Here is a 23,302-nt window from a genome sequence, read left to right as displayed (position 1 = left end):
TCGGCTCCCGCACTTCCCTCTCCCCCCTCGGCCTCTCCCGCTCGGCCTCTTCGGGCGCCGAGGCCGGGAGGGGCACCCCGCCGGGCGCGGCTACGCCCCGCGCTGACCGGCGGTCTTCTTCCACAGCCTGCGGCCGTGGTTCTCCCCTTCGTCAGGCTGCTGCCCGGCTGCCTTGGCGGCCTCCTTGGCGGCTTCCTTCGCGGCCTCCGCCTCGGCCTTGGCCCGGTCGGCGATCTGCCGCTTGGCGGCCGTGGCGTAGATGTCCACGTACTCCTGGCCGGACAGCTTCATGATCTCGTACATGACCTCGTCGGTCACCGAGCGCAGGATGAAGCGGTCGCCGTCCATGCCGTGGTAGCGGCTGAAGTCCAGCGGCTTCCCGATCCGGATGCCGGGCCGCATGATCTTGGGCATCACCTTGCCCGGCGGCTGGATCTTCTCGGTGTCGATCATCGCGACCGGGATCACCGGCGCACCGGTGGCCAGCGCCACCCGGGCCAGCCCACCGGGCTTGCCGCGGTAGAGGCGGCCGTCGGGCGAGCGGGTGCCCTCCGGGTAGATGCCGAACAACTCACCGCGCTCCAGCACCTCGATGCCGCTCTTGATCGCGGCCTCGCCCGCGCCCCGGGCGCCCGAGCGGTCCACCGGCAGCTGCCCGACGCCCTTGAAGAAGGCGGCCGTCAGCTTTCCCTTGACTCCGGGCGAGGTGAAATATTCCTGCTTCGCGATGAAGGTGACCTTCCGGTCGAGCATCGCGGGCAGGAAGAAGGAGTCGGAGAAGGAGAGGTGGTTGCTCGCCAGGATCGCCGGACCCGAAGCGGGGATGTTCTCCAGGCCCTCCACCCATGGCCGGAAAGTGAGCTTCAACGCGCCACCAACCGACAGCTTCATCGCACCGTAGAACAACCGAGGACCTCCTGTGTCTGACGAGGAGACCTTACCTGCCTACCCCCTGGGGGGCGCGCCGCGTACGCTGAGGCGACGGGGCCGCCCTGGCCCCGCCCACAGCCATTTTCCCACTCGTCGAACGGAGACCCCCGGTGCCGCTGCCGCTGCTGCCCGGAGCCGAGCCGTTCCGCCACGACGGCGGAGAGACCGGCGTGCTCGTCTGTCACGGCTTCACCGGTTCCCCCCAGTCGGTGCGCCCCTGGGCCGACCATCTCGCGGAGCGCGGGATGACCGTCTCGCTGCCGCTGCTGCCCGGCCACGGCACCCGCTGGCAGGACCTCGCGGTCACCGGCTGGCAGGACTGGTACGCCGAGGTGGACCGCGAACTGCGCGCGCTGACCGAGCGCTGCCGCCAGGTGTTCGTCTGCGGGCTGTCGCTGGGTGGTGCGCTGGCGCTGCGGCTGGCGGCCAAGCACGGAGCGGCGGTCAGTGGTCTGGTCCTGGTCAACCCCGGCAACAAGGTGCACGACAAGGCGGCGGTGGCGGTGCCGATCGCGCGCCATCTGATCCCCTCGGTCAAGGGCATCATCAGCGACATCGCCAAGCCGGGCGCGGCGGAGGTCGGATACGACCGGGTGCCGCTGCACGCCGTGCACTCGCTGCGGCAGTTCTTCCGGCTGGTCGACGCCGACCTGCCGCAGGTCACCCAGCCGCTGATGGTGCTGCACAGCCCGCAGGACCACGTGGTGCCGCCGGTCGACTCGGCGCGCATCCTCGGCCGGGTCTCCTCCCGGGACGTCACCGAGCGGCTGCTGGAGCGCAGCTACCACGTGGCGACGCTGGACTGGGACGCCGACCTGATCTTCGCCGAGACCGCCGCGTTCATCGACCGGCTGACGCCGGGTGCCGAAGCGGCGGGGACCGGCGCGGTCGCGGACGCGACCGGCGCCGGTGCGGAGGGGACGGCGGCCAGTGGCGGAGCGTGACCCGGACGGGACCGGCGCGCGCGACGACGACGCCGCGTTCGCCGAGATCGTCGCGGCGTACGGCGCGGAGCCCCCGGACCCGCCGGGCGCCGCGCCCTGGCCGGACGCCGAGGGCGTCCGCCGGGAGCCCGCAGCCGCGGGGCCGGTCGGCGCCGGCCGGCCCGCCGGGGAGGCCGCCGACGCGGACGCCGAGGAGGCCTCCGGCGGTCCGGAGCCGGAGGCGTCCGGCCCGGGCGGCAAGCAGGTCGGCAGCTTCATCGTCTTCGCACCGGGCGTGGGCCCGCGCGACTGGGAGCCCGCCGAGGCGTCCGAGGACGACTTCGACGAGACCGACGAGGGCCATTTCGTGCCCCCGGAGCCGCCGCCGCTGCCGCCCGCCGACACCACCGCGCGGTTCGCCTGGCTGGGCGTCATCGGTGGCCCGTTGCTGCTGCTGGGCACGGTGCTGCTCCAGGTGGAGATGGTCTGGTGGATCAGCACCCTGGGGGTCGTCGGCTTCCTCGGCGGCTTCGTCACCCTGGTGATGCGGATGAAGGACCGTGACGAGGACGAGGACGACGACCCGGGGCGCGGCGCCGTGGTCTGAGGCCGCGCGACGCAGCCGGTTGCCAGGGCCTTATGGGCCCTCAAGAGGGAGGGTCGGCCGCGACGGGGGTGATCCGCAGCGCGGCGAGGACCGGAAGGTGGTCGGTGGCCGCCGTCAGGTCGTGTGCCGTGACCCCCGGCAGCCCGGACGGCACCCCGCAGCCCAGCACCTCCACACCCTCGGTCGCGAAGATCGCGTCGATGCGTTGACGGGGCCGCTCGGGCGGGGTGGTGTGCTCCCCGCCCCACGGCTTGGCGCTCCAGCCGTCCCGTAGCGCTCCGGCCAGCCGCTGGAAACTCCGGCCGTGCGGGGGCTCGTTGATGTCGCCGGCGGCCACCGCGTGCGGGACGTCGAGGCCGGCGAGCTTGTCGAGCAGCAGCCCCGCCTGCTGGTAGCGCTCGGCGGCGGCGAGGCTCAAGTGGCAGCTGAGCACCCCCAGCCGTACCCCGGCTCCGGCACCGGTCCTGGCACCGAAGCGGAGTTCGGCGATGGCCAGCCCGCGCTGGTGCAGCCCGGGGGTGCGGGGCAGCAGGACCTCTTCGGTGCGCTCCACCTGGGCGCGCAGCGAGGTGAGGATCATCGGGCCCGCGGTGGTGGCGCCGCCGGTGGCGTACATCAGGCCGGTGTCGCGGGCGAGCCGGGCCGCGGCCTTGCGCCAGCGGAAGAAGCGCGGCGCCTCCTGGACGCACACCACATCGGGGTCGCAGGCCCGGATGACCCGGGCCAGCGCCGCCGTGTCGTCGCGCATCGAGCGGATGTTGTAGCTGAGCAGGCGGACCACGGCCGAGCCGTCGGGCTCGGTGCGGGAGGCGGGGAGATCATGCGGCACGGTGCTATCCCTTTCCCCGGGAGCGCGGTGCTATCCCTCCCCGCCGCGATGGGGGCGCCCGCCTGGCGGCACCCCCACCCGGACGGCCTCGGGCCGCGCGGTCCGCGCGAACCCGACTGGTGCCGGCCGCTCGTGTCGCCGACCGGCCCCTGATTCAGCCCTGGCGGGCCAGGTCGGCCGCGCCGACCAGACCGGCCTTGCCGCCGAGCTGGGCGGCGAGCACCTGGGCGTGCGGCCGCCACTGGCTGCCCACCAGCCAGCGCCGGAAGGACTTGCGGATCGGGTCCAGGACCAGGTCGCCCTCGTCGGAGACACCACCGCCGACGATGAACGCCGAGGGGTCGAAGAGCGAGGCGAGGTCGGCCAGGCCGGCGCCGGCCCAGCGCGCCAGCTCGCGGAAGGAGTCGATGGCGACCGGGTCGCCCTGGCGGGCGGCGTCGCTGACGTGCTTGCCCTGGATGCCCTCGGGGGTGCCGTCGCCGAGGCTGAGCAGCAGCGCGGCGTTCTCGGGGGTGGCCGCGGCGCGCTGCCGGGCGTAGCGGACGAGCGCGCGGCCCGAGGCGTACTGCTCCCAGCAGCCCTGGCTGCCGCAGCCGCACAGCAGACCGTCCGGCACGACCCTGAGGTGGCCGAACTCGGCCGCGACGCCGAAGCGGCCGCGGTGCAGCCTGCCGCCGATGATGATGCCGCCGCCGAGGCCGGTGCCCAGGGTGATGCAGACGACGTCGTCGTGGCCCTGGCCGGCGCCGAAGCGGTACTCGCCCCAGGCGGCGGCGTTGGCGTCGTTCTCGACGACGACGGGGAGTCCGACGCGCTGCTCGACCTTGTCCTTGAGTGCCTCGTGGCGCCAGTTGATGTTGGGCGCGAAGAGCACCGTGGCGCGCTTGTCGTCCACGTATCCGGCGGCTCCGATGCCGACCGCCTCGATCTCGTGACCGGTACTGACGGTGCGTACCGCGTCGGCGATGGCGTCGATGACGCCTTCGGGAGTCGACGGGGTGGGCACCGTGCTCGTGTCGAGAATCGCGCCCTCTTCGTCGACCACACCAGCTGCGATCTTCGTGCCGCCGATGTCAACGCCGATGGTGAGTCCCATGTGGTCCCTCAGTTTTTAGGTCGAACCCCGCCGGGGAACACCGTACCGGAGCATCGGCTCAGTCGAGGTCGATGTGTTCACTACTCGAACGCTCGGAGCCCTGGGCCCAGCGCTGCTCCTGCCCGGCGACCGCGGCCCGGTATGCGGCCAACAGCTCGGTTCCCGCGGAGGCGAGGTGGTCGAAGACCTCGGGATTGCGCTCGATGACGGGCTCGACCGCGGCCTTCGCCTGTGCGATCAATTGTTGTACGGCCCCGTGGACCGCCGTGCCGGCGATCGGGGCCTGGAGGGCGGACACCTTCTCGGCGACCGCCTCGGCGAGCTTGCGCAGTTCCTCGGCCGCGCTGCCCGGCTGCCGCTCGCTGTGCCGGGCCCGGCGGCGGGCCTGCTCGGCGGCCAGGTCCTCGGCGCAGGCCCGCCGCCAGGCGTCGGCGTCGATGTCGTCCTTGAAGGGGACCTCCGTGCCGCCGTCCGCACCGGCCCCGGCGTCCGGGTCCTTGGTCGCGGACGCGTCGGCGTCGGCCCGGGCGCTCCGGTCGGGTGTCCCGTCCGGGGAGGGGACGTCGGCGTCGGCGGGGCGCTCGGTGGCATCGCTCATGGCGGGCTCCTGCGGCGGGAAACTGGCTGCTGGCGGCTTGTCTTCGACGTTACCCGAACGGACCCCGCCGCCGGTGCGCGCTGCCCCGGCCGCCGAGGCAGGCTCCGGACGGGCTCGGCACGGGCTCAGGACCGCTGGGGCCAGAGCGCCGGGTCGGGGGCGAAGCGCACGCTCAGCTCACCGTCGCGCAGCCCGGCGCCGGCGACCGTGCAGCGGCGCAGCGCGGAGGGCAGGGGCAGCAGCCGGTGGAACCGGCCCACGCTGACGATGAGTTCGTCGCCCCGCCGGATCAGCCCGAGGGTGTCGCGGGTGGCGCCGGGGAGCGGCAGCCGCCACACCAGCTCGCCGTCGGCGGCGATCCGGTCCTCCACGGTCCAGGGGTCCGCGGCCGGCAGGTCGGGCCGGTCGTCGGGGGCCGGCAGGCAGGCGGTGAGCGCGGCCGGGGCGGCGCCGTCCGGTTCGGCGCCCAGGTGCGGCAGTTCATGGACCGGCGCGACGGGCCCCCACTCCTCGAGCAGCTCCTTCAGCGCCGCCTGCTGCCCGCCGGAGACGGCGGCCAGCCAGGGGTCGGCGGAGCCGGTGGGCAGCAGCCGGTTGGCGACGACGGCGTCGACCCGGCAGCCGTGCAGGGCCAGTCCGGCGCGGACGGCGCCCAGGGTCGCGGCCGACGACGGCCCGGGGTCGGTGACCAGCCGCACCGTGGTGGCGGCCGAGTCCACGACACCCTGGACGGCGGCCAGCTCACGCTCCCAGCGCTCGGCCCACTCGTACAGCCGCTCGGCGGGGGCCGGCACCCCGGCGAGCTGGGCGAGCATCGGCCGCAGCGCGCCGCGGGCGGCCTGGCGCCCGGGGGGCAGCAGCCGTCGCAGATAGCGGCGCAGCTGTGCGGGCAGGGCGAGCAGGGCGACGGTGTCCGCGGCCGGCGGCATGTCGACGACGAGCAGGTCCCACCGGGCGGCGGCGCCGTCGGCGGGCGCGTGGTCTCCGTCCGCGGCGGCGGTCGGGGCGGCATGGTCCGCGGGTCCGGCGGCCAGGTGCAGGGCTCGGAGCAGGGCGAACGCCTCGGCTCCGGGGAGCTCGGTGAGCTCCTCGCCCTCCAGCGGGGTGGCGCCCAGGAGGTCGAGCAGGCCGCTGCCGCGCTGCTGGAGGGCGCCCAGTTCGGCCCGGAAGTGGTCCCCGGAGGCGATCGTGGCGGCCCACAGCCCCGGCGCCGTCTCCACCGGCGGGGTCCACGGCCGCCCGGGCTCGGCCTCCTCGCGGGCCGGCAGCCCGAGCAGGGCCTGGGCCCCGGCGCTCCGGTCGGTGGTGAGCAGCAGGACGTGGCGGCCGGCGCGGGCGGCGGCGTGCGCGGTGGCGGCCGCGACGGTGGTGCGGCCCGCGCCGCCGAGTCCGGTGACGAGGACCGTGCGCATCTCAGCTCCGGGGAGGGTTCCGGCGGGGAAGTCCCGGTGGGCAGGTGCCGGGACGAAAGGCGTCAGGCGCGTCAGGCGCGGCTCTCGACGCGCTTCTTCAACCCGTCCAGGGCACGGTCGATGATGACCTTCTCGGCCTTGCGCTTGATCATGCCGAGCATCGGGATCTTGACGTCCACGGTGAGCTGGTAGGTCACCGTGGTGCGGGCCCCGCCGGCCTGCGGGGCGAGCCGGTAGGAGCCGTCGAGGGCGCGCAGCATCTGGGACTTCACCAGCGACCAGCTGACCTGGTCGGCGCCGGTCCAGGTGTAGGCGAGGGTGTAGTCGTCCTTGATGGCGCCGGCGTCGAGGACCATCCGCACCTGCTCGGCCCGGCCTTCCCCGTCCTTGGTGAGGATGGTGGCCTCCTTGACCTCTCCCGACCACTCCGGGTAGCGCTCGAAGTCGGCGATCACCGCCATCACGTCGGCCGGTGCCGCTTCGATCGTGATGCTTGAGCTGGTGTGTTCCGCCATCGCCGTGACTCCTTCGTACCGGTCCGCCGACTGGTGTGCCTGCGGGGGAAGGCTATCGTGCGCCGGTCACCACTCCAGGGCCCAGGGGGTGCCGGTGGAGGCGAAGTGGCCGACGTTGACGCACTCGGTGCCGCCGATCCGCATCCGGCGGGCCAGCGGCTGATGGACGTGGCCGAAGAGGTGGTATTCGGGGCGGACGGTGTGAAGGGCGTCGAGCAGGGCGCTACTGCCCCGCTCGAAGCGGCGGGCGACGGTGTCGTAGCAGAGTTCGGGCACGTCCGGGGGGATGTGGGTGCACAGCACGTCGACCTCGCCGAGCGCCAGGATCTTCGCGGCGTAGGTCTCGTCGTCGATCTCGTACGGGGTGCGCATCGGGGTGCGCAGTCCGCCGCCGACGAAGCCGAAGACCCGGCCGCCGATCTCGACCCGCTCGCCGTCCAGGACGGTGGTGCCGGGGGCCGCGTACTCCGGCCACAGGCGCGGGATGTCGACATTGCCGTAGGTGGCGTACGTCGGAGCGGGGAAGGCGGCGAAGAGTTCGGCGTACTGCTTGCGGACGGCGGACTCGATGGCCGCCTGCTTGCCCGCCGGGGTGCCCCCGCCGGGCAGCGCCTCCCACAGCCGCCGGCCGAAGTCGCGGGCCTCCTCGAAGCGGCGCGCGGTGCGCAGCTCCACGATCCGGTCGGCGTTGGCCTCCCCGAACAGGTCGGGGAAGATGCCGCGCGAGTGATCGGCGTAGTCGAGGAAGAGGACGAGGTCACCGAGGCAGACCAGGGCGTCGGCGCCGTCGCCGGCCTTGGCCAGGGCCTCGCTGTTCCCGTGTACGTCGCTGACCACATGGACACGCATGCTGATCACCTTAGGCGTTCCGGGTATGTCGCTGGAAGGTCATCTACCTGCGGTTACTTCCGGGTGGCAGGGCGACTCGACTAGTCTGCGCTGGGCAGCGTCGCAGTGTGTGACGCATAAAACATCTGGGCGGCACCCTCTATCCCGGAGGCCATACCGATGGGTAACGTCCGGGCAGTCCACCACCCCCCTGCCAGATCATGGACCGCAGCCGACGCACAGCCCACAGTGTCGTGGCGCCGGCGCCCGACGAGGAGCAGCAGTCTTGCGCGAGTTCAGCCTCCCGGCCCTGTACGAGGTTCCGGCCGACGGCAATCTGACGGATCTCATCCGCCGCAATGCCGCCCAGCATCCTGATGTGGCGGTCGTCGGCCGCAAGATCGGCAACGAGTGGCAGGACGTCACCGCGACCGAGTTCCTGGCCGAGGTGCGCACCGCGGCCAAGGGTCTGATCGCCTCGGGCGTGCAGCCGGGCGACCGGGTGGGGCTGATGTCGCGCACCCGGTACGAGTGGACCCTGCTGGACTTCGCGATCTGGAGCGCGGGCGCGGTCACCGTGCCGGTCTACGAGACGAGCTCGCCGGAGCAGATCCAGTGGATCCTCAGCGACTCGGGCGCGGTCGCGGTGCTGGTGGAGACCGCCGCCCACGAGTCGGCCGTGGACTCCATCCGGGACTCCCTGCCGGAGCTGAAGCACCTGTGGCGGATCGAGGGCGGCGGCGCCATCGAGCAGCTGACCGCCGCCGGCGCGGACGTCTCCGAGGAGCTGGTCGACCAGCGCTCCGCGGTGGCCACCGCGGACTCCCCGGCCACCATCGTCTACACCTCGGGCACCACCGGCCGCCCCAAGGGCTGTGTGCTCTCGCACCGCAGCTTCTTCGCCGAGTGCGGCAACGCGGTCGCCCGGCTCAAGCCGATCTTCGCCACCGGTGAGTCGTCCGTGCTGCTCTTCCTCCCCGAGGCCCATGTCTTCGGGCGGCTGGTGGAGATCTGCGCGGTGCTGGCCCCGATCAAGCTGGGCCACGTCAGCGACATCAAGACGCTCACCGACGAGCTGGCCTCCTTCCGCCCGACGCTGATCCTGGGCGTGCCGCGGGTCTTCGAGAAGGTCTACAACTCGGCGCGGGCGAAGGCCCAGGCGGACGGCAAGGGCAAGATCTTCGACAAGGCCGCCGATGTGGCGATCGCCTACAGCGAGGCGCTCGACTCCCCCTCCGGTCCGTCCCTGGGGCTCCGCCTGAAGCACAAGGTCTTCGACCGGCTGGTCTTCAGCAAGCTGCGCGCGGTGCTGGGCGGCCGGGCCACCCACGCCATCTCCGGCGGCGGGCCGCTGGGCGCCCGGCTGGGCCACTTCTACCGCGGCATCGGCTTCACGGTGCTGGAGGGCTACGGCCTGACCGAGTCCTGTGCGGCGACCACCTTCAACCCCTGGGACCGGCAGAAGATCGGCACCGTCGGGCAGCCGATGCCGGGCACGGTGGTGCGGATCGCCGACGACGGCGAGGTGCTGCTCCACGGCGACCACCTGTTCACCGAGTACTGGAAGAACCCTGGCGCGACCGCGGAGGCGATGTCCGACGGCTGGTTCCACACCGGTGACGTCGGCACGCTGGACGAGGACGGCTACCTCACCATCACCGGCCGGAAGAAGGAGATCATCATCACCTCGGGCGGCAAGAACGTCGCCCCGGCGGTGATCGAGGACCGGATCCGGGCGCACGCGCTGGTCGCCGAGTGCATGGTGGTCGGCGACGGCCGCCCGTTCGTCGGCGCGCTCGTCACCATCGACGAGGAGTTCCTGCCGCGCTGGCTGGAGGAGCACGGCAAGCCGGCCGGCACCACCGTCGCGGAGCTGCGGGAGGACCCGGAGCTGCTGGCCGCGATCCAGAGCGCGGTGGAGGACGGCAACGCGGCGGTCTCGCGGGCCGAGTCGGTGCGCAAGTTCCGCATCCTGCCCGCCCAGTTCACCGAGGACTCCGGCCATGTCACGCCGTCGCTGAAGCTCAAGCGGAATGTGGTGGCCAAGGACTACGCGGCCGAGATCGAGGCGATCTACCAGAGCTGAGGCGCGGAGATACGGGTGAGGGGCGCGGCACGCGGGTGCCGCGCCCCTCGCGCGTAGGCCGGAGCGGGTCTGCCGGAGCGGGTCGGAGCCGCTCCTCCCGGGGCCGGTCCGGTCGGACGGGTTCCCTCGGGCCGGTCCGGTCGTACGGGTCCTCTCGGGGCCGGTCCGGTCAGAGCAGGTCCTTGAGGCGCTCGGCGAGCAGGTCCCAGCGCCAGCGCTCCTCCACCCAGGCCCGCCCGCGCTCCCCCATCCGGCGGCGCAGGTCCGGGTCGTCCAGGAGGGTGACGATCCGGTCGGCGGTCTGCTCGGCGGAGCCGCCGCTGACCACCCAGCCGGTCTCGCCGTCGAGCACCGCGTCCGGCGCGCCGCCGGAGTCCCCGGCGATGACCGGCAGCCCGGTGGCGGACGCCTCCAGGTAGACGATGCCCAGGCCCTCCACGTCCAGGCCGCCGCGGCGGGTGCGGCACGGCATGGCGAAGACGTCGCCCGCGCCGTAATGAGCGGGCAGTTCCTCCCAGGGCACGGCTCCGGTGAAGCGCACCGCGTGGCCGACCCCGGTCGCGGCGGCCAGCTTCGCCAGGTCCTTGGCGTACGGGCCGCCGCCGACGATGAGCAGCACCGCGTCCGGGGCGGCGCGCAGCACTCGCGGCATGGCGCGGATCAGGGTGTCCTGTCCCTTGCGCGGCACGAGCCGGGAGACGCAGACCACCACCGGGCGGTCCGCCAGGCCCATCCGCTCGCGCACCTCGTCACCGCCCGAGCCGGGGTGGAAGGTCTTCTCGTCCACGCCGGGGGTGAGCTGCACCATGCGGGCGGCGGCCTGCTCGGTGAGCGCGCCGGCGATCCGCGACCTGGTGTACTCACCGAGGTAGGTGATGGTGTCGGTGCCCTCGCCGATCCTGCGCAACAGCTGCCGGGCGGCGGGGAGTTGGGCCCAGCCCGCCTCGTGGCCGTGGGTGGTGGCGACCAGCCGGTCCGCGCCCGCCGCGCGCAGCGCGGGGGCCATCAGGCCGAGCGGCGCCGCCGCGCCGAACCACACCGAGGTGCAGTCGTGTTCGCGCAGCAGCGCGGCCGCGCGCCGGGTGACGCGCGGGGTGGGCAGCAGCATCGTGGTCCGGTCCCGCACCACCGGGAAGGGCTGCTCGGCGTCGAAGCGGGCAGTGGCCTCGGCGCCTTCCCGGCCGCGCTTCCAGGTGGAGGCGTAGACGACGATCCGCTCGGGATCCAGCCGCAGCGCGATGTTGTGCAGGAACGACTGGATACCGCCGGGGCGCGGCGGGAAGTCGTTGGTCACGATCAGCGTCTTGTGCATCGCCGCCGACAGTACCGGGTGCGATCGGCGACCGCGTCCGGTGCCGCTTGGGGGGGTGTCCGGCAGCGCGCCGCGGGGGCTGGCCCGCGCCGCCACGCCCCGGGAGGTTCCGGGCCCGGAGGGAGCGGGCGGGCATGATGCCTGTCATGTCGCGTTTCGGCGGGGTACGGGCGCTCTTTCCGGTGTGGGCCGCAACCCGGGCGCTGCTCCTGCTGTCCGTGGCCAAGGTGCTGGTGCTGCCGGGGCCGGACGTCACCGGTGATGTGTCGGTGATCTACCGGGGGTGGTCGATCTTGCTGCGCTCGGGCGCCTTCCCGGCCGACGACGTGGCCTGGCAGTACCCGCCGGGCGCCGCGCTCGCGGTGCTCTCCCCCGGTCTGCTGCCGTTCCTGGACTACGCCGTCGCCTTCTCCGTCCTGCTGTGCGCCGCCGACGCGACGGTGCTGGCGCTGCTGGTACGGGCCGGGCGCGGACCCGGGCGCGGCTCGGCCGGGGCCTGGCTGTGGGTGGCCGGGGTGCCGCTGCTGGGGCCGACCGGCTACGCCCGCTACGACCTGATGGTGACCGCGGTGGCGGTGGCCGCGCTGCTCGCGGCCGGGCGGCGGCCCCGGCTGGCGGGGGCGCTGATGGGCTTCGGGGCGCTGCTGAAGGTCTGGCCGGCACTGCTGGTCACCGGCAGCCCGCGCGGCGCCCGGACCCGCGCGACGGTGGCGGCCGCCGCCACCGCGCTGGGCGCCGGGCTGCTGGTGAGCTGGGCCGTGGCGCCGGGCTCGCTGAACTTCCTCACCGCGCAGCGGGGCCGGGGCACCGAGGTCGAGTCGCTGGGCGCGCTGGTGTTCCACGTCGGCCGCCGGCTGGGCTGGGACGGACAGGTGCTGCTGCACTACGGCTCGGTGGAGTTCCTGGGCCCGTACGTGGCGGCGGTCAGCCGGGCCGCGCTGATCCTGACCGGGCCCGTCTTCGGCTGGCTGCTGCTGTGGCGATGGCGGGCCCGGCGGTGGACCGCGGGCACGGTGTACGACGCGGCGCTCACCGCCGTGCTGCTGTTCACCGTCACCAGCCGGGTGATCAGCCCGCAGTATCTGCTGTGGCTGGTGGGGCTGGCCGCGGTCTGTCTGACCGTGCGCTCCAGCCGGCAGCGGCCGGCCGCGCTGCTGGTGCTGGCCGCGACCGCCGTCACCCTGCTGGAGTTCCCGGTCTGGTTCGACCACGTGGTGGCGAGCGACTGGCCCGGGATCGGGGTGCTGGCGCTGCGCAACGGCCTGCTGGTCGCCGCGGCCGTGGTCTCCGGCGCCCGGCTGTGGCGTTCGACCGTGCCCCGGCCTGGGGAGCGGGGCACGCCTCAGCCCGAGGAGGCCGCGCCCACCGGACCGGTCCGCTCCGGCTGACCGGCCAGACGCCGGAAGAGGCGGAGCACGGCGAGGCACTGCAGCCCCGCGCTCACCCCCATCGCCAGGCACACCCCGGGCAGCCCGAGGCCCGACAGGGCGTAGGCGAGCGGGAGTTGGACGGCGACCCCGATTGTCGTGACCCGCATCATCAGCGGGCTGCCGCCGCTGCCCTCGAAGACCCCGCCGAGCGCGATGAAGCAGGCCAGCAGGGTGAGATACGGGCCCAGGCAGCGCAGGAACAGCACCCCGGCCGCGACGACCGCCGGCTCGGCGCCGAACGCCCGCATCAGCCACGGGGCGGCCACCAGCAACACCACCGAGGCGCCCGCGCCGAACGCACCGCCCAGCAGCAGCGCCTGCCGCCCGATCACGGCCCGCTCGTCGTCGGCGGCGAGCCGGCCGAAAGCAGGCTGGCGCCGCGCGGGCGCGTCGGGTGCGGGCGCGTCGGGTGCAGGCGTGTTGAGCGCGGGCGCGTCAGCGGCGACCCGGACGGGAGCCGACCGGCCCGGCGCCAGCCCGCCGAGGGCAGCCTCGTCGGGCACGGGCACGGGCACGGGCGCAGGCACCGGCCCAGACACGGGCACTGGCACAGAAGCCGGCACCGGCACGGGTACAGACCCCGACGCCGGCACAGACGCCGGCACCGGCACGCCCGGCGTGGGCACGCGCGGCGCCGGGGTGTCGGATGCCTCGGGACAGCCCGCCTCGCGGGCGCCGAGGGTCTGCGCGGTGTGGATCGACGCCGCCTGCCGCAGCGCGTAGAAGCCCATCGTGGCCACGTACATGGCCTTGGTCGCGATGCCGTAGGCGGCGACCTCGGTGACGCCGAGCCGGGCCACGATCGCGACCAGGGCCAGCGACCCGGCCATCCGGATCAGGAAGTCGGCGGACATCGGCACCCCGGTGGCGGCCGTGCGGCGCAGCGCCGCGCCGAGCGGCTCGGCGGGCCGGATGCCGCGCGCCGGACGGAGCAGCGGGTTGCGGCGCAGCGCCGCCACACCGGCGGCGAGCGCGATGGACCGGCCGATGACGGTGGCCAGCGCCGCGCCCGGCACGCCCAGTTCGGGCAGGCCCAGCAGGCCGAGGATGAGCAGCGGGTCGAGGATCAGTATCAATGCGTTCGCCAGCAGCGCCAGGCGCATCGGAGTGCGGGTGTCGCCGGTCCCCTTGAGGATCCCGTCCAGGATGTTCTGGGCGTAGAAGACCGCGATGCCGGGCAGCGAGATCGCGAAGTAGCCGGTGGCCAGCGAGAGCACCGGGCCGTCCTGGCCGCCGAGCACCAGCCGGGCCAGCGGCTCGCGCAGCGTCCAGCCGCCGACGGCCACGACAGGGGTGAGCAGGGCGCCCAGCGCCACCCCGCCGCGGACGGCGGCGCGCAGCCCGGCCGGGTGGCGGGCTCCGGCGGCCCGGGCGACGAGCACCGTCGTCCCGCTGCCCGCCATCAGGACCACGCCGAGCAGCAGGTTCTCGACGTTGGTGGCGACGGCGACCGCGGCGACGGCGTCACCGCCCAGCCGGGCCACCCAGACCATGTTGACGATGCCGGCCACCACTCCGGCGAGCAGCTCGCCGTAGACCGGCCAGGCCAGCGCGATGAGTCTCCCGCGATCGGTCTTCCCTGCCACAGCTCCCCCATGACCTTCGATACCTCGATTCGATGTACAGCGTTGAGAGGTATCATGAAGCCACCTGGCCGTACAACAGGACGGGCCGGACAACAGGACGGGCCGGGGCGAAGGGACGGTGCGCATGCTGGAGCTGACGATCCTGGGCTTCCTCCAGGACGAGCCGCTGCACGGGTACGAGCTCAAGGAGCGCATCAAGGGCCTGAGCGGGCACGTCCGCCCGGTCAGCGACGGCGCCCTCTACCCCGCGATCAGCCGCCTGGTGAAGAACGGCCTGGTGGCGCAGCGCACCGGTCCGGGCACCGGTGCCGCGCCGCGCCGCGTGCTGTCGCTGACCGAGGCGGGCCGCGAGGAGCTGCTCGCCCGGCTGCGCACCCCCAAGGAGGTGGAGATCACCGACGGCCAGCGCTTCTTCACGGTGCTGGCCTTCCTCCGGCATCTGCCGGACCCCGCCGAGCAGGCCGCGGTGCTGCGGCGGAGGAAGGCGTTCCTGGAGGCACCGTCGAGCTTCTTCTACCGGGACGGCGCGCCGGTGCGGGCGGAGGAGGCCGGGGACCTCTTCCGGCAGGGCATGCTGCGGATCGCGCGCGCCACGGGCGAGGCGGAGCGGGCCTGGCTGGCCGAGGCCCTGAAGGCGCTGGAGGACCGGCGGGAGGCCGGGGCGGACTCGGGGGCTAGCCCAGAACCTTCCTGACGTACGCCCGCCACTGCGCCGTGAACCGATCCGGCGCCATCCCGAGGACGGCTGAGACCGCCGCCTCCACCGAGGCTCGCTGGTCCTTGGCCGGGTTCGCGCCGACCGCGCGGTAGAACTCCACCAGCTTCCGCTCGCCCCAGCGCTCGGCGATCATCCGGCAGGCCAGCCAGCCCTCCTCGTACGCCCGGGACAGCGCGGCGGGATCCTCGCCGAAGCTGAAGTCCGCGGTGCGCGGCAGCTCGCGCGGGGCGCTGCCCGCGGCGACGGCCCGGGTGAGTTCGGGGGCTATGTCGCGGGGCGCGCGGCCGGTGTCCCGGTAGCCCACCCAGTCGGCGAAGCCCTCGGACAGCCACAGCGGGGTGCCCTCGGTGGTGGAGGCGCGGGTGGCGACATGGGCGGTCTCATGGGTGATCACCACCTGGCGGCCCAGCTCGGCAAGGACCGGATACGTCTCCGGATTGACGATCACCCGGTCAGCGGGCGCGCTGCCGGTGCCGCCGACCTCGCCGGTGGTGACGGCCGCGATGCCCCGGTAGTGGCTCGCCGGGGCGCCCAGCAGGGCGCCCATCCGGTCCAGGGAGGCGGGCACCTGGATGACCACGCGCCCCGCCCAACGGTCGTGCCACACCCGGTTCACGGCGGGCACCGCGCGGTCGGCGGTGCGCGCGATGGCGCGCAGCCGGTCGCGGCGGTGGCCGACGCCGAGGACCAGGCTGTGCTCGCCGCGCACCACCTCCACGGCGCCCTGGTCCCACAGCTGCTGCGCGGTGCGCCGACCGCCGCCGGCGATGTACCACTGCCCGCGGCGCCGGACCAGCGTCAGAAACTGCTCACTGATGACCGGCGCGCTGTCATATCCGGCCAATCGGTAGCGGAGTTCGACCTGGGCGGCGATCCGGTGCCCCGACCCGGCGATCGGTTCGAAGCCGCCGGTGTCGGTGAGCCGATAGGTCCAGCTGCGCAGCGGGACGTCCGCCAGGTTGTCGAACACCCGCCGCTGCCCGCCGAGATAGCCGCGCGCGCCCCGGTCCACGGTGGCGAGGAAGGCGCCCGCGTCCCGCTCCCGTACCGCCTCGGCCCGCCGGTCCAGCATCCGCTGGATGGCCGTGCGGTCCGCCCCACCGGGGCCGGCGGCCGTGCTGTCACCGCATCCGGTGAGGGTGGCGGCCAGCAGCACGGCACTCACCACCGGTCCCAGCACCATCCGCCATCCGCCACCCCACCACCGCTGACCTGCCACGCGTCAGATCGTACGAGCCGCCCCACGGCGTGCGGAGCGCGTACTTCGGCCAACGGCGGCCGGAATCCGCGCCCATGGCGAGGGCGCGGTGGGCTCGCGGCGGGCCCGCTCCGCTCAGGGCCGGGTGACAGAGGCGATCGGCATCATGCCGACCGGGTCGTACCGCACCCGGGCCCCGGGGTAGGGCGCGTGGATCACCTGGCCGCCACCCGCGTACATCGCCACATGGCTGGCGTCCGAGCGGTAGACGACCAGGTCGCCGGGGCGGGCCTGGGACAGCGGCACCGACCGGCCCGCGAACCGCTGCGCCTGCGAGGTGCGCGGAATGGCCACCCCGGCCCGCTGGTACGCCCACTGGGTCAGCCCCGAGCAGTCGAACGCGCCGGGCCCGGCCTGCCCCCAGACGTACGGCGAACCGACCGCCTGCCGCGCCGCCAGCAGGGCCGCCGCCCCGCGGGCCGAGGAGCCGGACAGGTCCGGCATGCCGGGCAGTTCGACGCCCCCGTGGCCGTCGCCCCGGGAGGCGCGGTCGTATGCCGCGCGGGCGTCGGGGGAGAGCGCGCTGAGCACCCGGCGCGCGGTGGCGAGCCGGTGCCGAACGGATTTCTTGTGGCGGTCCACGGCCGCCCGGCTGCCGGCCAGTTCGGTGAGCTTCTCGGCCGCCTCGGCCCGCTCCTGGCGCAGCGCGCGCAGCGCGGTCCGCAGCTCGCGCAGCCGTCCGGACTGCTGATGGCCGATCCGCTCCAGGGTCGCGGCCTTCTCCAGGTAGCTGTCCGGATCCTCGGAGAAGATCAGTGTCAGGCCCGGATGGATTCCGCCCGACCGGTACTGGGCACCGGCGAGCGCGCCGAGGTTGTCCCGCATCCGGTTGACGCGCTCCTGACCGCGGGCCACCCGGTCCTGAAGCTGGTTCACCTCGCGGCGCAGCCGGGTGGCGCGCTCACCCGCCGCGTTGTACCTCTCGGTGGCCCGCTCCGCCTGCGCGTAGAGCCGGTCGACCTTCTTCTTCGCCGATGCCGCGGCGGCCGCCGGGTCCCTGGGCTCAGCGGTGGCCGGAACGGTCGAGAGCGCCGCGGCCGCCGAGGCCACGGCGGCGGACAGAACGGTTGCCCGCCGCACCCGGTCGAGCCCGGACGGCGAGGGCCGGCGATGGGACGCCACGGTACGCCGCACCCCTTCCGCTGAGTCGAGGAAAGAACTGGGCGCAGACAGTAGCCCCGCCACCGCGCGGCTTCCAAAGCTCCGCGCCTCGCACACACGGCGACGCCCCGCCGGTACGCGCAGGTCACCGGCGGGGCGTGGGGTCAGCGGAGAGTGCCCGGATTCGCCCGGACGGGCGTTTCTCGCGGGCGTCCGCGGCGGGCCGGGGCCCGCCGGGGTTCAGACCCCGGCGCGAGGGACGTCCTCAGATGCGGACGCCGAACATGAACGGCATGTTGTTCATCGACTCGTAGCGCACGTTGGCGCCGGGCTTCGGGGCGTGCAGCACCTGGCCGTTGCCCGCGTAAAGGCCTATGTGGTGCAGGTCGTCGTAGAAGAGCACCAGATCGCCCGGCTTGAGCTGGCTCTGCCCGATCCGGGTGCCGTTGTTGGCCTGCGCCTGCGAGGTGCGGTCCAGCTGGACGCCGGCCTGCGCGTACGCCCAGGAGGTGAGGCCGGAGCAGTCGAAGGAGCTGGGGCCGGTCGCGCCCCACACGTACGGGGCGCCGATCTTGGTCTTGGCGGCGGCCAGCGCGGCGGCGGCCCGCTGCGACTCGGGGACGTCGTCACCCAGGTCGACCCGGTCGTCGGCGCGGTTGGCGCGCTCCTCCTTGGCGGCGAGCGCGGCCCGCTCCTTCTCGGTGAGGGTGTTCAGCAGCCGCTGGGCCTCGGCGAGCTTGCCCTGGATTTCCTTCTTCTTCTCGCCGAGCGACTTACGCGTCGCGGCCAGGTCCTTCAGCTTGGTCTTCGCCTCGGTGCGCTGCTGCTCCAGCGTCCGCTGCTTCTCGCCGATCCGCTGGATCGCCCCGGCCTGCTTGGTGGTCAGCTGGTCGAGGGTGGACGCCTTGTCCAGGTAGTCGTCCGGGTCGGAGGAGAGCAGCAGCTGGACGGAGGGGTCGATGCCGCCGGAGCGGTACTGGGCGGTGGCCATCGAACCCAGCCCGTCACGCAGCTTGTTCAGGTCCTCCTGGCCGCGCGCGACCTTGTCCTGGAGGTCCTTGACCTGCTGTTCCAGCTTCTCCTGCTGCGACTTGGCACCGTTGTACGCCTCGGTGGCCTGCTCCGCCTGCTCGTACAGCCTGTCGACCTTGGCCTTGACCTGCTCCTTGGTCTGCTTCGGCTCGGCGTTGGCCGCCTGGGACGAGAGCGCCACGGCAGCGGCGGCGGTCGCGGTGAAGACGGTTACCCGAGTGCGGCTCGGCTGCTTGGGTCGACGGTGGGACGCCACGGGGGCGAGCTCCTTCTTCCTCCAGCCGCCTACCGGGTTGGTGGGGGTACATGACCCCGGCTCCGCTCTCACACCGCGGACTCGGCGGTACCTCCGCGGCCATCCTCGGTGGATGATCACCCGCGCGGAGGTTCGAGGTTGACCTTAGTAACCTCATCGTGATCGCTTCAAATCCCACCGGCAAAAAACTCTGTCCACACGCGTATCTTTTACAAACATCATACGTACCGTGATGGGCAGTTGACGCTGCGCTGACGATCAGATCCGGGTCGCCGCCGAATATGTTCGCATCAGGTTCGAGCACGCCACTCAGGCGCGAGCACGTTCGTCACCGGCCGGGCGTGGGGCACGCCGCTCAGGCGCGGGCACGCTGGCCAGGTCGGGCATAACACTCAGGTGCGGGCAAGTCGCTTGAGCAGCAACGCGGACGCCACCGGCCGCGCCCCGGCCCTGGCCACCCCGTCCGCCACCTCACGGTCGGTGGAGACCACCACCACCGGACGGCCCGGCGGTTCGGCGCGCACCAGCTGCCGGATGAGCTCGTCGGCCGTCACCCCCGGCTTGCTGAACAGCACCCGCACCCCGCGCGGCGGCGCGAGCAGCACCGGGGCCGCCAGCTCGGCTCCATCGAAGACGCAGGTCATCTCGGCGCCGGTCTGCGCCGCCAGCACCGCGAGCCCGCCCAGCAGCCGCAGCCGCTGCTTCTCCAGCGGCATGGTCGGATAGCCGGTCTTGGTGACGTTGTAGCCGTCCACCACCAGATGCGCCTGAGGCAGCGCCAGCAGCTGGTCCAGCAGCGCGGGGTCGGTCTCCGACAGGGCCCGCCGCGCGATGTCCTTCGGCGTCATCTTCCCCGGCTCGACCGCGTCCACGGTGTCCGCCGGACGGGTGGACGCGGGCGGCAGCGCCAGCTCCCGGCGCAGGCCCTGCGCCGACTCCAGCACCGTGTCCAGCAGCAGCCGCACCCGCATGTCCTCCACGCTGCGGCCCTCGCGCGCGGCCCGGCGGCTCGCCTCCAGCGCCGCCTCGGCCTCCGCCACCCGGGCCCGCAGCCGGCGCGCCTCACCGTCCGCCATGGCCCCTTGCGCGGCGGCCGCGGAGCGCACCGACTCCAGCTCGGCCTCCGCCTTGCGCAGGGCGGCCTCACCGCGCTTCACATCGCTCAGCGCACTGCGCAGCTTGCGGTGCAGCGCTTCGGCCTCCTTGCGGGCGGCCTCCAGCTCGGCCCGGTTCCGCTCGGCCTCGGCCCGGCCCGCGGCCCGGGTCTGCGCCAGCTCCTCGCGCAGCCGAGCCACCTCGCGCTCCGCCTCCTCGCCGGCCCGCTCGGCATCCGCCCGCTGCACCTCCTCGCCCGCCGCCTCGACGAGCTTGACCCAGCCGGCCGGGCGCAGCACATAGGCCAGCGCCGCCACGTCGACCGGATCCGCGGCGGCCGGCGGCGATCCGCCGTCGATCGCCTCGGCCAGCTCGCCGTGCGCCTCGCGGAGCCGGACGCCGATCCGCTGCCGGAAGACGGCGTCGCCCTCCACCGCGGCCGCCATGGCGTTCCCCGCGAACTTCGCCCGACGAGTCGGGGTGAAACGGGCGTACTGCCGCAACTGGGGTGGGAGTTCGGTGACCGTCAGGCCACCGAAGGCCTCCGCGACGAGCGCCACGACCCGGCGCCGCACCCCTTCGGGCAGGGGACGGTCCAGGGACTCGGTGCCGCCACCATCGGCGTCACCGGCCGCCTGCGGGCCGTCCGTCCGTTCCACCACCTGTCACCGCTCCGTTTCTCAGGCGCTCGCGCCGGCGCCCGGGCGGTCCACCAGCTCGATCTGGTCGACCGCGTTGCACCAGCGGCAACGCACCGACTCGATGGTCTCACTGACCACCTGGCGCTCCTCGATCGCCGGCTCCCCGGCCAGATCCAGGTGGACGTACTCCACGGCCTTGGTCGACCGGGTCACGTCGAAGCGGGTGAGGTTGCCGCACAGGGTGCAGCGCCACCGGGTCCGGTCGGTCGGCTCGGGAACGGCCATCGTCTCGTCCTCTTCTCGGGATGCCGCGGGCGCCGCGGCGCACATCCTGGGCGCGGGCACGATGTCCATGCCGCGTGCTGTAACCCTACGGCCTGAGGGGTGCCGGGCGCCGGGGCCTGTCGCCACCGCGGCCGCGGCGAGGCACTCTGGGCAGGTTCCACCCGGTACGCCATGATCTGTGCGTGATCGAGACGCCAGCAGCTCCCGGCCGGCCCACCGTGACCTACGCGCTCATCGGCGTCTGCTGCCTGGTCTTCGCGATCGGTCCGGCCTCCGGGTTCAACCCCGGTTACGGCACGGGAGGGGAGCTGCTCCGCCGGCAGACGGAGTACTTCGCGCGCTGGGGCGTGGTGCCGGAGGACTTCCTCGCGGGCCCGGACGACGCGCTCACCCCGCTCACCGCGCTGTTCGTACACGGCAACTGGCTGCATCTGCTCGGAAACATGCTGTTCTTGTACGTCTTCGGCACCATGGCCGAGCAGCGGATGGGCCGTCCGCTGTTCGCCGTCTTCTACCTGGGCACCGGCTATCTGGCGCTGGCCGGCTACGCCATCGCGCACGCCGGCTCCACGCAGCCCCTGGTCGGGGCGTCCGGGTCCATCTCCGGGGTGCTCGGCGCCTTCCTGTGGCTCTTCCCCCGGGCCCGGGTGACCAGCCTCTTCCCGTTCCTGCTCTTCCTGCCGCTGCGCTTCCCGGCCTGGGTGGTACTGATCTTCTGGTTCGCCCTCCAGTGGCTGGCCGTCCACCAGGCGGGCGATCGTCCCGGGGTGGCCTATCTGGCCCATCTGATCGGCTTCACCCTCGGCTTCCTCTTCGCCTGGGGGCGTTTCCGGGGGCCGGATAGAGTGAGGGGCGCAGCCCGTCCCAGTGAGGGAGACAGTCCACCGTGATCACCGCCATCGTGCTCATCAAGACCCACGTCGACCAGATCCCCGAGATCGCCGAGAAGATCGCCTCTCTGGAGGGGGTCAGTGAGGTCTATTCGGTCACCGGTGCGCACGACCTGATCGCGATGGTGCGGGTGCCCGGCCACGAGAACCTCGCGGATGTCATCCCCGGCCGGATCAACAAGGTGCCCGGCGTCGCCTCGACGGAGACGCACGTGGCCTTCCGTACGTACTCCCAGCACGACCTGGAAGCGGCGTTCGCCATCGGCCTGGACGCCTGACCCCGGGGGGCGCCGCGGGGGCGCTTTCGCGCCCCGGCCCCCCTGCCACAGGCGCTAGACCGCCGGGACGCAGCGCCCGTCCTCCGTGCGGTACCTCCACTTCGCGCCGTCCCGGACCAGCTCCTTCACCGCGGCGACGAACCGCTCGACGTGCTCGTCGGGGGTCCCGGCGCCGAAGCTCACCCGGATGGCGTTGAGCGACCTTCCCTCCTCGCCCGCCTTCGGCGAGGAGGGGTCCACACCCGGCGCCGCCTCCGGAGCACCGCACTCCCCCGGGTCCTGGGCGTCGCCGCCCAGCAGGGTGCGGACCAGCGGGTGGGCGCAGAACAGCCCGTCGCGCACCCCGATGCCGTACTCGGCGGAGAGCGCCGCGGCCAGGTGCGAGCTGTTCCAGCCCTCCACCACGAACGACACCACGCCCACCCTGTCTGCGGTGTCGTCGCCGAACAGCGACAGCACGCGCACCTCGGGCACCTCGGCGAGGCCGGCCAGGACCCGGGTCAGCAGCCGCTGCTCACGGGCGACCAGGGCCTCGAACCCGGCCTCGGTCAGCGCCTTGCAGGCGGCGGCGACGGCGTAGGCACCGATGACGTTGGGCGAACCGGCCTCGTGCCGCGCCGCGCTGGTGTGCCACTCCACGTCCACCCCGCCGTCGGGCCGGCGCGCCACCGTGCGGCTCGCCCCGCCACCGGCCAGGTACGGATCCGCCTCGCGCAGCCAGTCCGCCCGCCCGGCCAGCACCCCGGCGCCGAACGGGGCGTACAGCTTGTGCCCGGAGAAGGCCACCCAGTCCACGTCCGCCGCCGCGATGTCCACCGGGTGATGCGGCGCCAGTTGCGCGGCGTCCAGCACGATCCGCGCCCCGTGCGCATGCGCGGCGGCCGCCAGCTCCTCCACCGGCCACAGCTCGCCGGTCACGTTGGAGGCGCCGGTGACGCACACCAGCGCCGGGCCGTGGGGCTCGCGATCGGTGAGCGCCCGCTCCAGGCTCTCGACCGCTTCGCGGCGCGACCGGGGCGCGGCCAGGTAGGTCACCTCGACGTCCGCCCGGCGCTCCCAGGGCAGCAGCGAGGCGTGGTGCTCGGTCTCGAAGACGAAGACCCGGGTGCCGGCGGGCAGCGCGGCGGCCAGCAGATTGAGCGAATCCGTGGTGGACCGGGTGAAGACGACCTGGTCGTCGGGGCGGCAGCCGAGGAACGAGGCGACCTGCCCGCGGCTGTTCTCGAACAGTTCGGTGGACAGCTGCGAGAGGTAGCCCGCTCCCCGGTGCACGCTGCCGTAGTACGGGGCGTAGGCGGCGATGTCGTCCCAGACCCGCTGGAGGGCGGGGGCGCTGGCGGCGTAGTCCAGGGCGGCGTAGGTCACCTCGCCACCGGTGACGAGCGGCACCCGAACGTCCCGTCCCAGAACGGGCAGCGGGGCACAAATCGACGGGTCGGCGGCAACGGTGGAGACAGACATGGCGAACTCCCGTGGGGAAGGCAGGCGAAACCCACTGCGCGGCGGCAGGGCAACGCGCGACAGCGGAGAAAAGGAGAGAGGGGTGTGCGGAAGAGGGGCCGACGGGCCCTATCGCATTCGCTTGCTCACGAGACT

At 73.7% G+C, this 23,302-nt stretch carries 22 protein-coding genes; 7 read left to right on the top strand and 15 right to left on the bottom strand.

The window, feature by feature from the left end:
- Window positions 1-90: 90 nt before the first annotated feature.
- Complete coding sequence (locus AC4BDD_RS22580; RefSeq protein ID WP_490687278.1) at window positions 91-906, bottom strand: lysophospholipid acyltransferase family protein; 816 nt, start codon at window positions 904-906, stop codon at window positions 91-93.
- Window positions 907-1,046: 140 nt separating this feature from the next.
- Between AC4BDD_RS22580 and AC4BDD_RS22575 the strand changes: the two genes are divergently transcribed.
- Window positions 1,047-1,874 carry an alpha/beta hydrolase gene (locus tag AC4BDD_RS22575; protein ID WP_490691896.1) on the top strand — a complete coding sequence of 276 codons (828 nt, stop codon included), beginning with the start codon at window positions 1,047-1,049 and terminating at the stop codon, window positions 1,872-1,874.
- Window positions 1,861-2,460 carry a hypothetical protein gene (locus AC4BDD_RS22570; RefSeq protein ID WP_490687277.1) on the top strand — a complete coding sequence of 200 codons (600 nt, stop codon included), beginning with the start codon at window positions 1,861-1,863 and terminating at the stop codon, window positions 2,458-2,460. Before AC4BDD_RS22575 ends, AC4BDD_RS22570 begins: the two co-directional genes overlap by 14 nt.
- 40 nt (window positions 2,461-2,500) lie before the next feature.
- Here the strand turns inward: AC4BDD_RS22570 and AC4BDD_RS22565 are convergent, their stop codons facing one another.
- The 6 genes from AC4BDD_RS22565 to AC4BDD_RS22540 form a co-directional block, all read right to left on the bottom strand.
- Entirely contained in the window at window positions 2,501-3,289 is a 789-nt protein-coding gene (locus AC4BDD_RS22565; protein WP_490687276.1) for an endonuclease/exonuclease/phosphatase family protein, read from the bottom strand.
- 154 nt (window positions 3,290-3,443) lie between these two features.
- Window positions 3,444-4,385 carry an ROK family glucokinase gene (locus tag AC4BDD_RS22560; protein WP_490687275.1) on the bottom strand — a complete coding sequence of 314 codons (942 nt, stop codon included), beginning with the start codon at window positions 4,383-4,385 and terminating at the stop codon, window positions 3,444-3,446.
- A 58-nt stretch (window positions 4,386-4,443) separates the two neighbouring features.
- The gene (locus AC4BDD_RS22555) at window positions 4,444-4,983 is read right to left on the bottom strand and encodes a DUF5304 family protein (RefSeq protein ID WP_490687274.1); all 540 of its coding nucleotides are present in this window, start codon (window positions 4,981-4,983) and stop codon (window positions 4,444-4,446) included.
- Window positions 4,984-5,108: 125 nt separating this feature from the next.
- Window positions 5,109-6,395, bottom strand: coding sequence for an ArsA family ATPase (locus AC4BDD_RS22550; protein WP_490687273.1), 1,287 nt, complete (start codon window positions 6,393-6,395; stop codon window positions 5,109-5,111).
- A gap of 71 nt (window positions 6,396-6,466) precedes the next feature.
- Window positions 6,467-6,910 carry an SRPBCC family protein gene (locus AC4BDD_RS22545; protein WP_490687272.1) on the bottom strand — a complete coding sequence of 148 codons (444 nt, stop codon included), beginning with the start codon at window positions 6,908-6,910 and terminating at the stop codon, window positions 6,467-6,469.
- Window positions 6,911-6,976: 66 nt separating this feature from the next.
- Window positions 6,977-7,759 carry a metallophosphoesterase family protein gene (locus AC4BDD_RS22540; RefSeq protein ID WP_490687271.1) on the bottom strand — a complete coding sequence of 261 codons (783 nt, stop codon included), beginning with the start codon at window positions 7,757-7,759 and terminating at the stop codon, window positions 6,977-6,979.
- Between the two features lie 265 nt (window positions 7,760-8,024).
- Between AC4BDD_RS22540 and AC4BDD_RS22535 the strand changes: the two genes are divergently transcribed.
- A complete protein-coding gene (locus AC4BDD_RS22535) occupies window positions 8,025-9,824 on the top strand; it encodes an AMP-dependent synthetase/ligase (protein ID WP_490687270.1) in 1,800 nt (599 codons plus the stop codon).
- Between the two features lie 169 nt (window positions 9,825-9,993).
- On the opposite strand, the gene AC4BDD_RS22530 is transcribed toward AC4BDD_RS22535, so the two are convergent.
- A complete protein-coding gene (locus AC4BDD_RS22530) occupies window positions 9,994-11,136 on the bottom strand; it encodes a glycosyltransferase family 4 protein (RefSeq protein ID WP_490687269.1) in 1,143 nt (380 codons plus the stop codon).
- A 137-nt stretch (window positions 11,137-11,273) separates the two neighbouring features.
- Between AC4BDD_RS22530 and AC4BDD_RS22525 the strand changes: the two genes are divergently transcribed.
- Window positions 11,274-12,524: a glycosyltransferase 87 family protein gene (locus tag AC4BDD_RS22525; RefSeq protein ID WP_490691895.1), complete on the top strand. Its 1,251-nt coding sequence runs from the start codon at window positions 11,274-11,276 to the stop codon at window positions 12,522-12,524.
- Here AC4BDD_RS22525 and AC4BDD_RS22520 read toward each other — a convergent pair.
- Window positions 12,479-14,152, bottom strand: coding sequence for an MATE family efflux transporter (locus tag AC4BDD_RS22520; RefSeq protein WP_490687268.1), 1,674 nt, complete (start codon window positions 14,150-14,152; stop codon window positions 12,479-12,481). The genes AC4BDD_RS22525 and AC4BDD_RS22520 overlap by 46 nt on opposite strands.
- Window positions 14,153-14,276: 124 nt before the next feature.
- On the opposite strand from AC4BDD_RS22520, the gene AC4BDD_RS22515 reads away from it, so the two are divergent.
- Window positions 14,277-14,846 carry a PadR family transcriptional regulator gene (locus AC4BDD_RS22515; protein ID WP_490687267.1) on the top strand — a complete coding sequence of 190 codons (570 nt, stop codon included), beginning with the start codon at window positions 14,277-14,279 and terminating at the stop codon, window positions 14,844-14,846.
- Here AC4BDD_RS22515 and AC4BDD_RS22510 read toward each other — a convergent pair.
- The 5 genes from AC4BDD_RS22510 to AC4BDD_RS22490 all read right to left on the bottom strand — a co-directional run bounded on the left by AC4BDD_RS22510 (window position 14,827) and on the right by AC4BDD_RS22490 (window position 20,538).
- Window positions 14,827-16,053, bottom strand: coding sequence for a hypothetical protein (locus AC4BDD_RS22510; RefSeq protein ID WP_490691894.1), 1,227 nt, complete (start codon window positions 16,051-16,053; stop codon window positions 14,827-14,829). The two genes, AC4BDD_RS22515 and AC4BDD_RS22510, sit on opposite strands and share 20 nt — an antisense overlap.
- 150 nt (window positions 16,054-16,203) lie before the next feature.
- Entirely contained in the window at window positions 16,204-17,250 is a 1,047-nt protein-coding gene (locus AC4BDD_RS22505; RefSeq protein WP_490687266.1) for a C40 family peptidase, read from the bottom strand.
- A 244-nt stretch (window positions 17,251-17,494) separates the two neighbouring features.
- Complete coding sequence (locus tag AC4BDD_RS22500; RefSeq protein ID WP_490687265.1) at window positions 17,495-18,517, bottom strand: C40 family peptidase; 1,023 nt, start codon at window positions 18,515-18,517, stop codon at window positions 17,495-17,497.
- Window positions 18,518-18,909: 392 nt separating this feature from the next.
- On the bottom strand, window positions 18,910-20,271 hold the full coding sequence (locus tag AC4BDD_RS22495) for an NYN domain-containing protein (RefSeq protein ID WP_490691893.1): 1,362 nt from the start codon (window positions 20,269-20,271) through the stop codon (window positions 18,910-18,912).
- A gap of 21 nt (window positions 20,272-20,292) precedes the next feature.
- A complete protein-coding gene (locus tag AC4BDD_RS22490) occupies window positions 20,293-20,538 on the bottom strand; it encodes a hypothetical protein (protein WP_490691892.1) in 246 nt (81 codons plus the stop codon).
- A gap of 182 nt (window positions 20,539-20,720) precedes the next feature.
- On the opposite strand from AC4BDD_RS22490, the gene AC4BDD_RS22485 reads away from it, so the two are divergent.
- Together AC4BDD_RS22485 and AC4BDD_RS22480 are read left to right on the top strand one after the other, a co-directional pair.
- Window positions 20,721-21,428, top strand: coding sequence for a rhomboid family intramembrane serine protease (locus AC4BDD_RS22485; RefSeq protein ID WP_490687264.1), 708 nt, complete (start codon window positions 20,721-20,723; stop codon window positions 21,426-21,428).
- Entirely contained in the window at window positions 21,425-21,706 is a 282-nt protein-coding gene (locus AC4BDD_RS22480) for an Lrp/AsnC family transcriptional regulator (protein ID WP_490687263.1), read from the top strand. Before AC4BDD_RS22485 ends, AC4BDD_RS22480 begins: the two co-directional genes overlap by 4 nt.
- 54 nt (window positions 21,707-21,760) lie before the next feature.
- Here AC4BDD_RS22480 and AC4BDD_RS22475 read toward each other — a convergent pair whose 3' ends face one another.
- Window positions 21,761-23,167, bottom strand: a complete 1,407-nt coding sequence (locus AC4BDD_RS22475) for an aminotransferase class V-fold PLP-dependent enzyme (protein ID WP_490687262.1) — start codon at window positions 23,165-23,167, stop codon at window positions 21,761-21,763.
- Window positions 23,168-23,302: the final 135 nt, after the last annotated feature.

It is taken from the genome of Streptomyces sp. JLBT605 (assembly GCF_058215555.1).
This window is presented reverse-complemented; position numbering and strand designations above follow the sequence as displayed.

What these genes read in the sequence shown, in the direction of transcription:
- AC4BDD_RS22515 (WP_490687267.1), top strand. Translation starts at nt 14,277, where the DNA reads ATGCTGGAGCTGACGATCCTGGGCTTCCTCCAGGACGAGCCGCTGCAC.
- AC4BDD_RS22550 (WP_490687273.1), bottom strand. Translation starts at nt 6,395, where the DNA reads ATGCGCACGGTCCTCGTCACCGGACTCGGCGGCGCGGGCCGCACCACC.
- AC4BDD_RS22545 (WP_490687272.1), bottom strand. Translation starts at nt 6,910, where the DNA reads ATGGCGGAACACACCAGCTCAAGCATCACGATCGAAGCGGCACCGGCC.
- AC4BDD_RS22555 (WP_490687274.1), bottom strand. Translation starts at nt 4,983, where the DNA reads ATGAGCGATGCCACCGAGCGCCCCGCCGACGCCGACGTCCCCTCCCCG.
- AC4BDD_RS22540 (WP_490687271.1), bottom strand. Translation starts at nt 7,759, where the DNA reads ATGCGTGTCCATGTGGTCAGCGACGTACACGGGAACAGCGAGGCCCTG.
- AC4BDD_RS22525 (WP_490691895.1), top strand. Translation starts at nt 11,274, where the DNA reads ATGCCTGTCATGTCGCGTTTCGGCGGGGTACGGGCGCTCTTTCCGGTG.
- AC4BDD_RS22560 (WP_490687275.1), bottom strand. Translation starts at nt 4,385, where the DNA reads ATGGGACTCACCATCGGCGTTGACATCGGCGGCACGAAGATCGCAGCT.
- AC4BDD_RS22490 (WP_490691892.1), bottom strand. Translation starts at nt 20,538, where the DNA reads ATGGCCGTTCCCGAGCCGACCGACCGGACCCGGTGGCGCTGCACCCTG.
- AC4BDD_RS22475 (WP_490687262.1), bottom strand. Translation starts at nt 23,167, where the DNA reads ATGTCTGTCTCCACCGTTGCCGCCGACCCGTCGATTTGTGCCCCGCTG.
- AC4BDD_RS22530 (WP_490687269.1), bottom strand. Translation starts at nt 11,136, where the DNA reads ATGCACAAGACGCTGATCGTGACCAACGACTTCCCGCCGCGCCCCGGC.
- AC4BDD_RS22510 (WP_490691894.1), bottom strand. Translation starts at nt 16,053, where the DNA reads ATGGTGCTGGGACCGGTGGTGAGTGCCGTGCTGCTGGCCGCCACCCTC.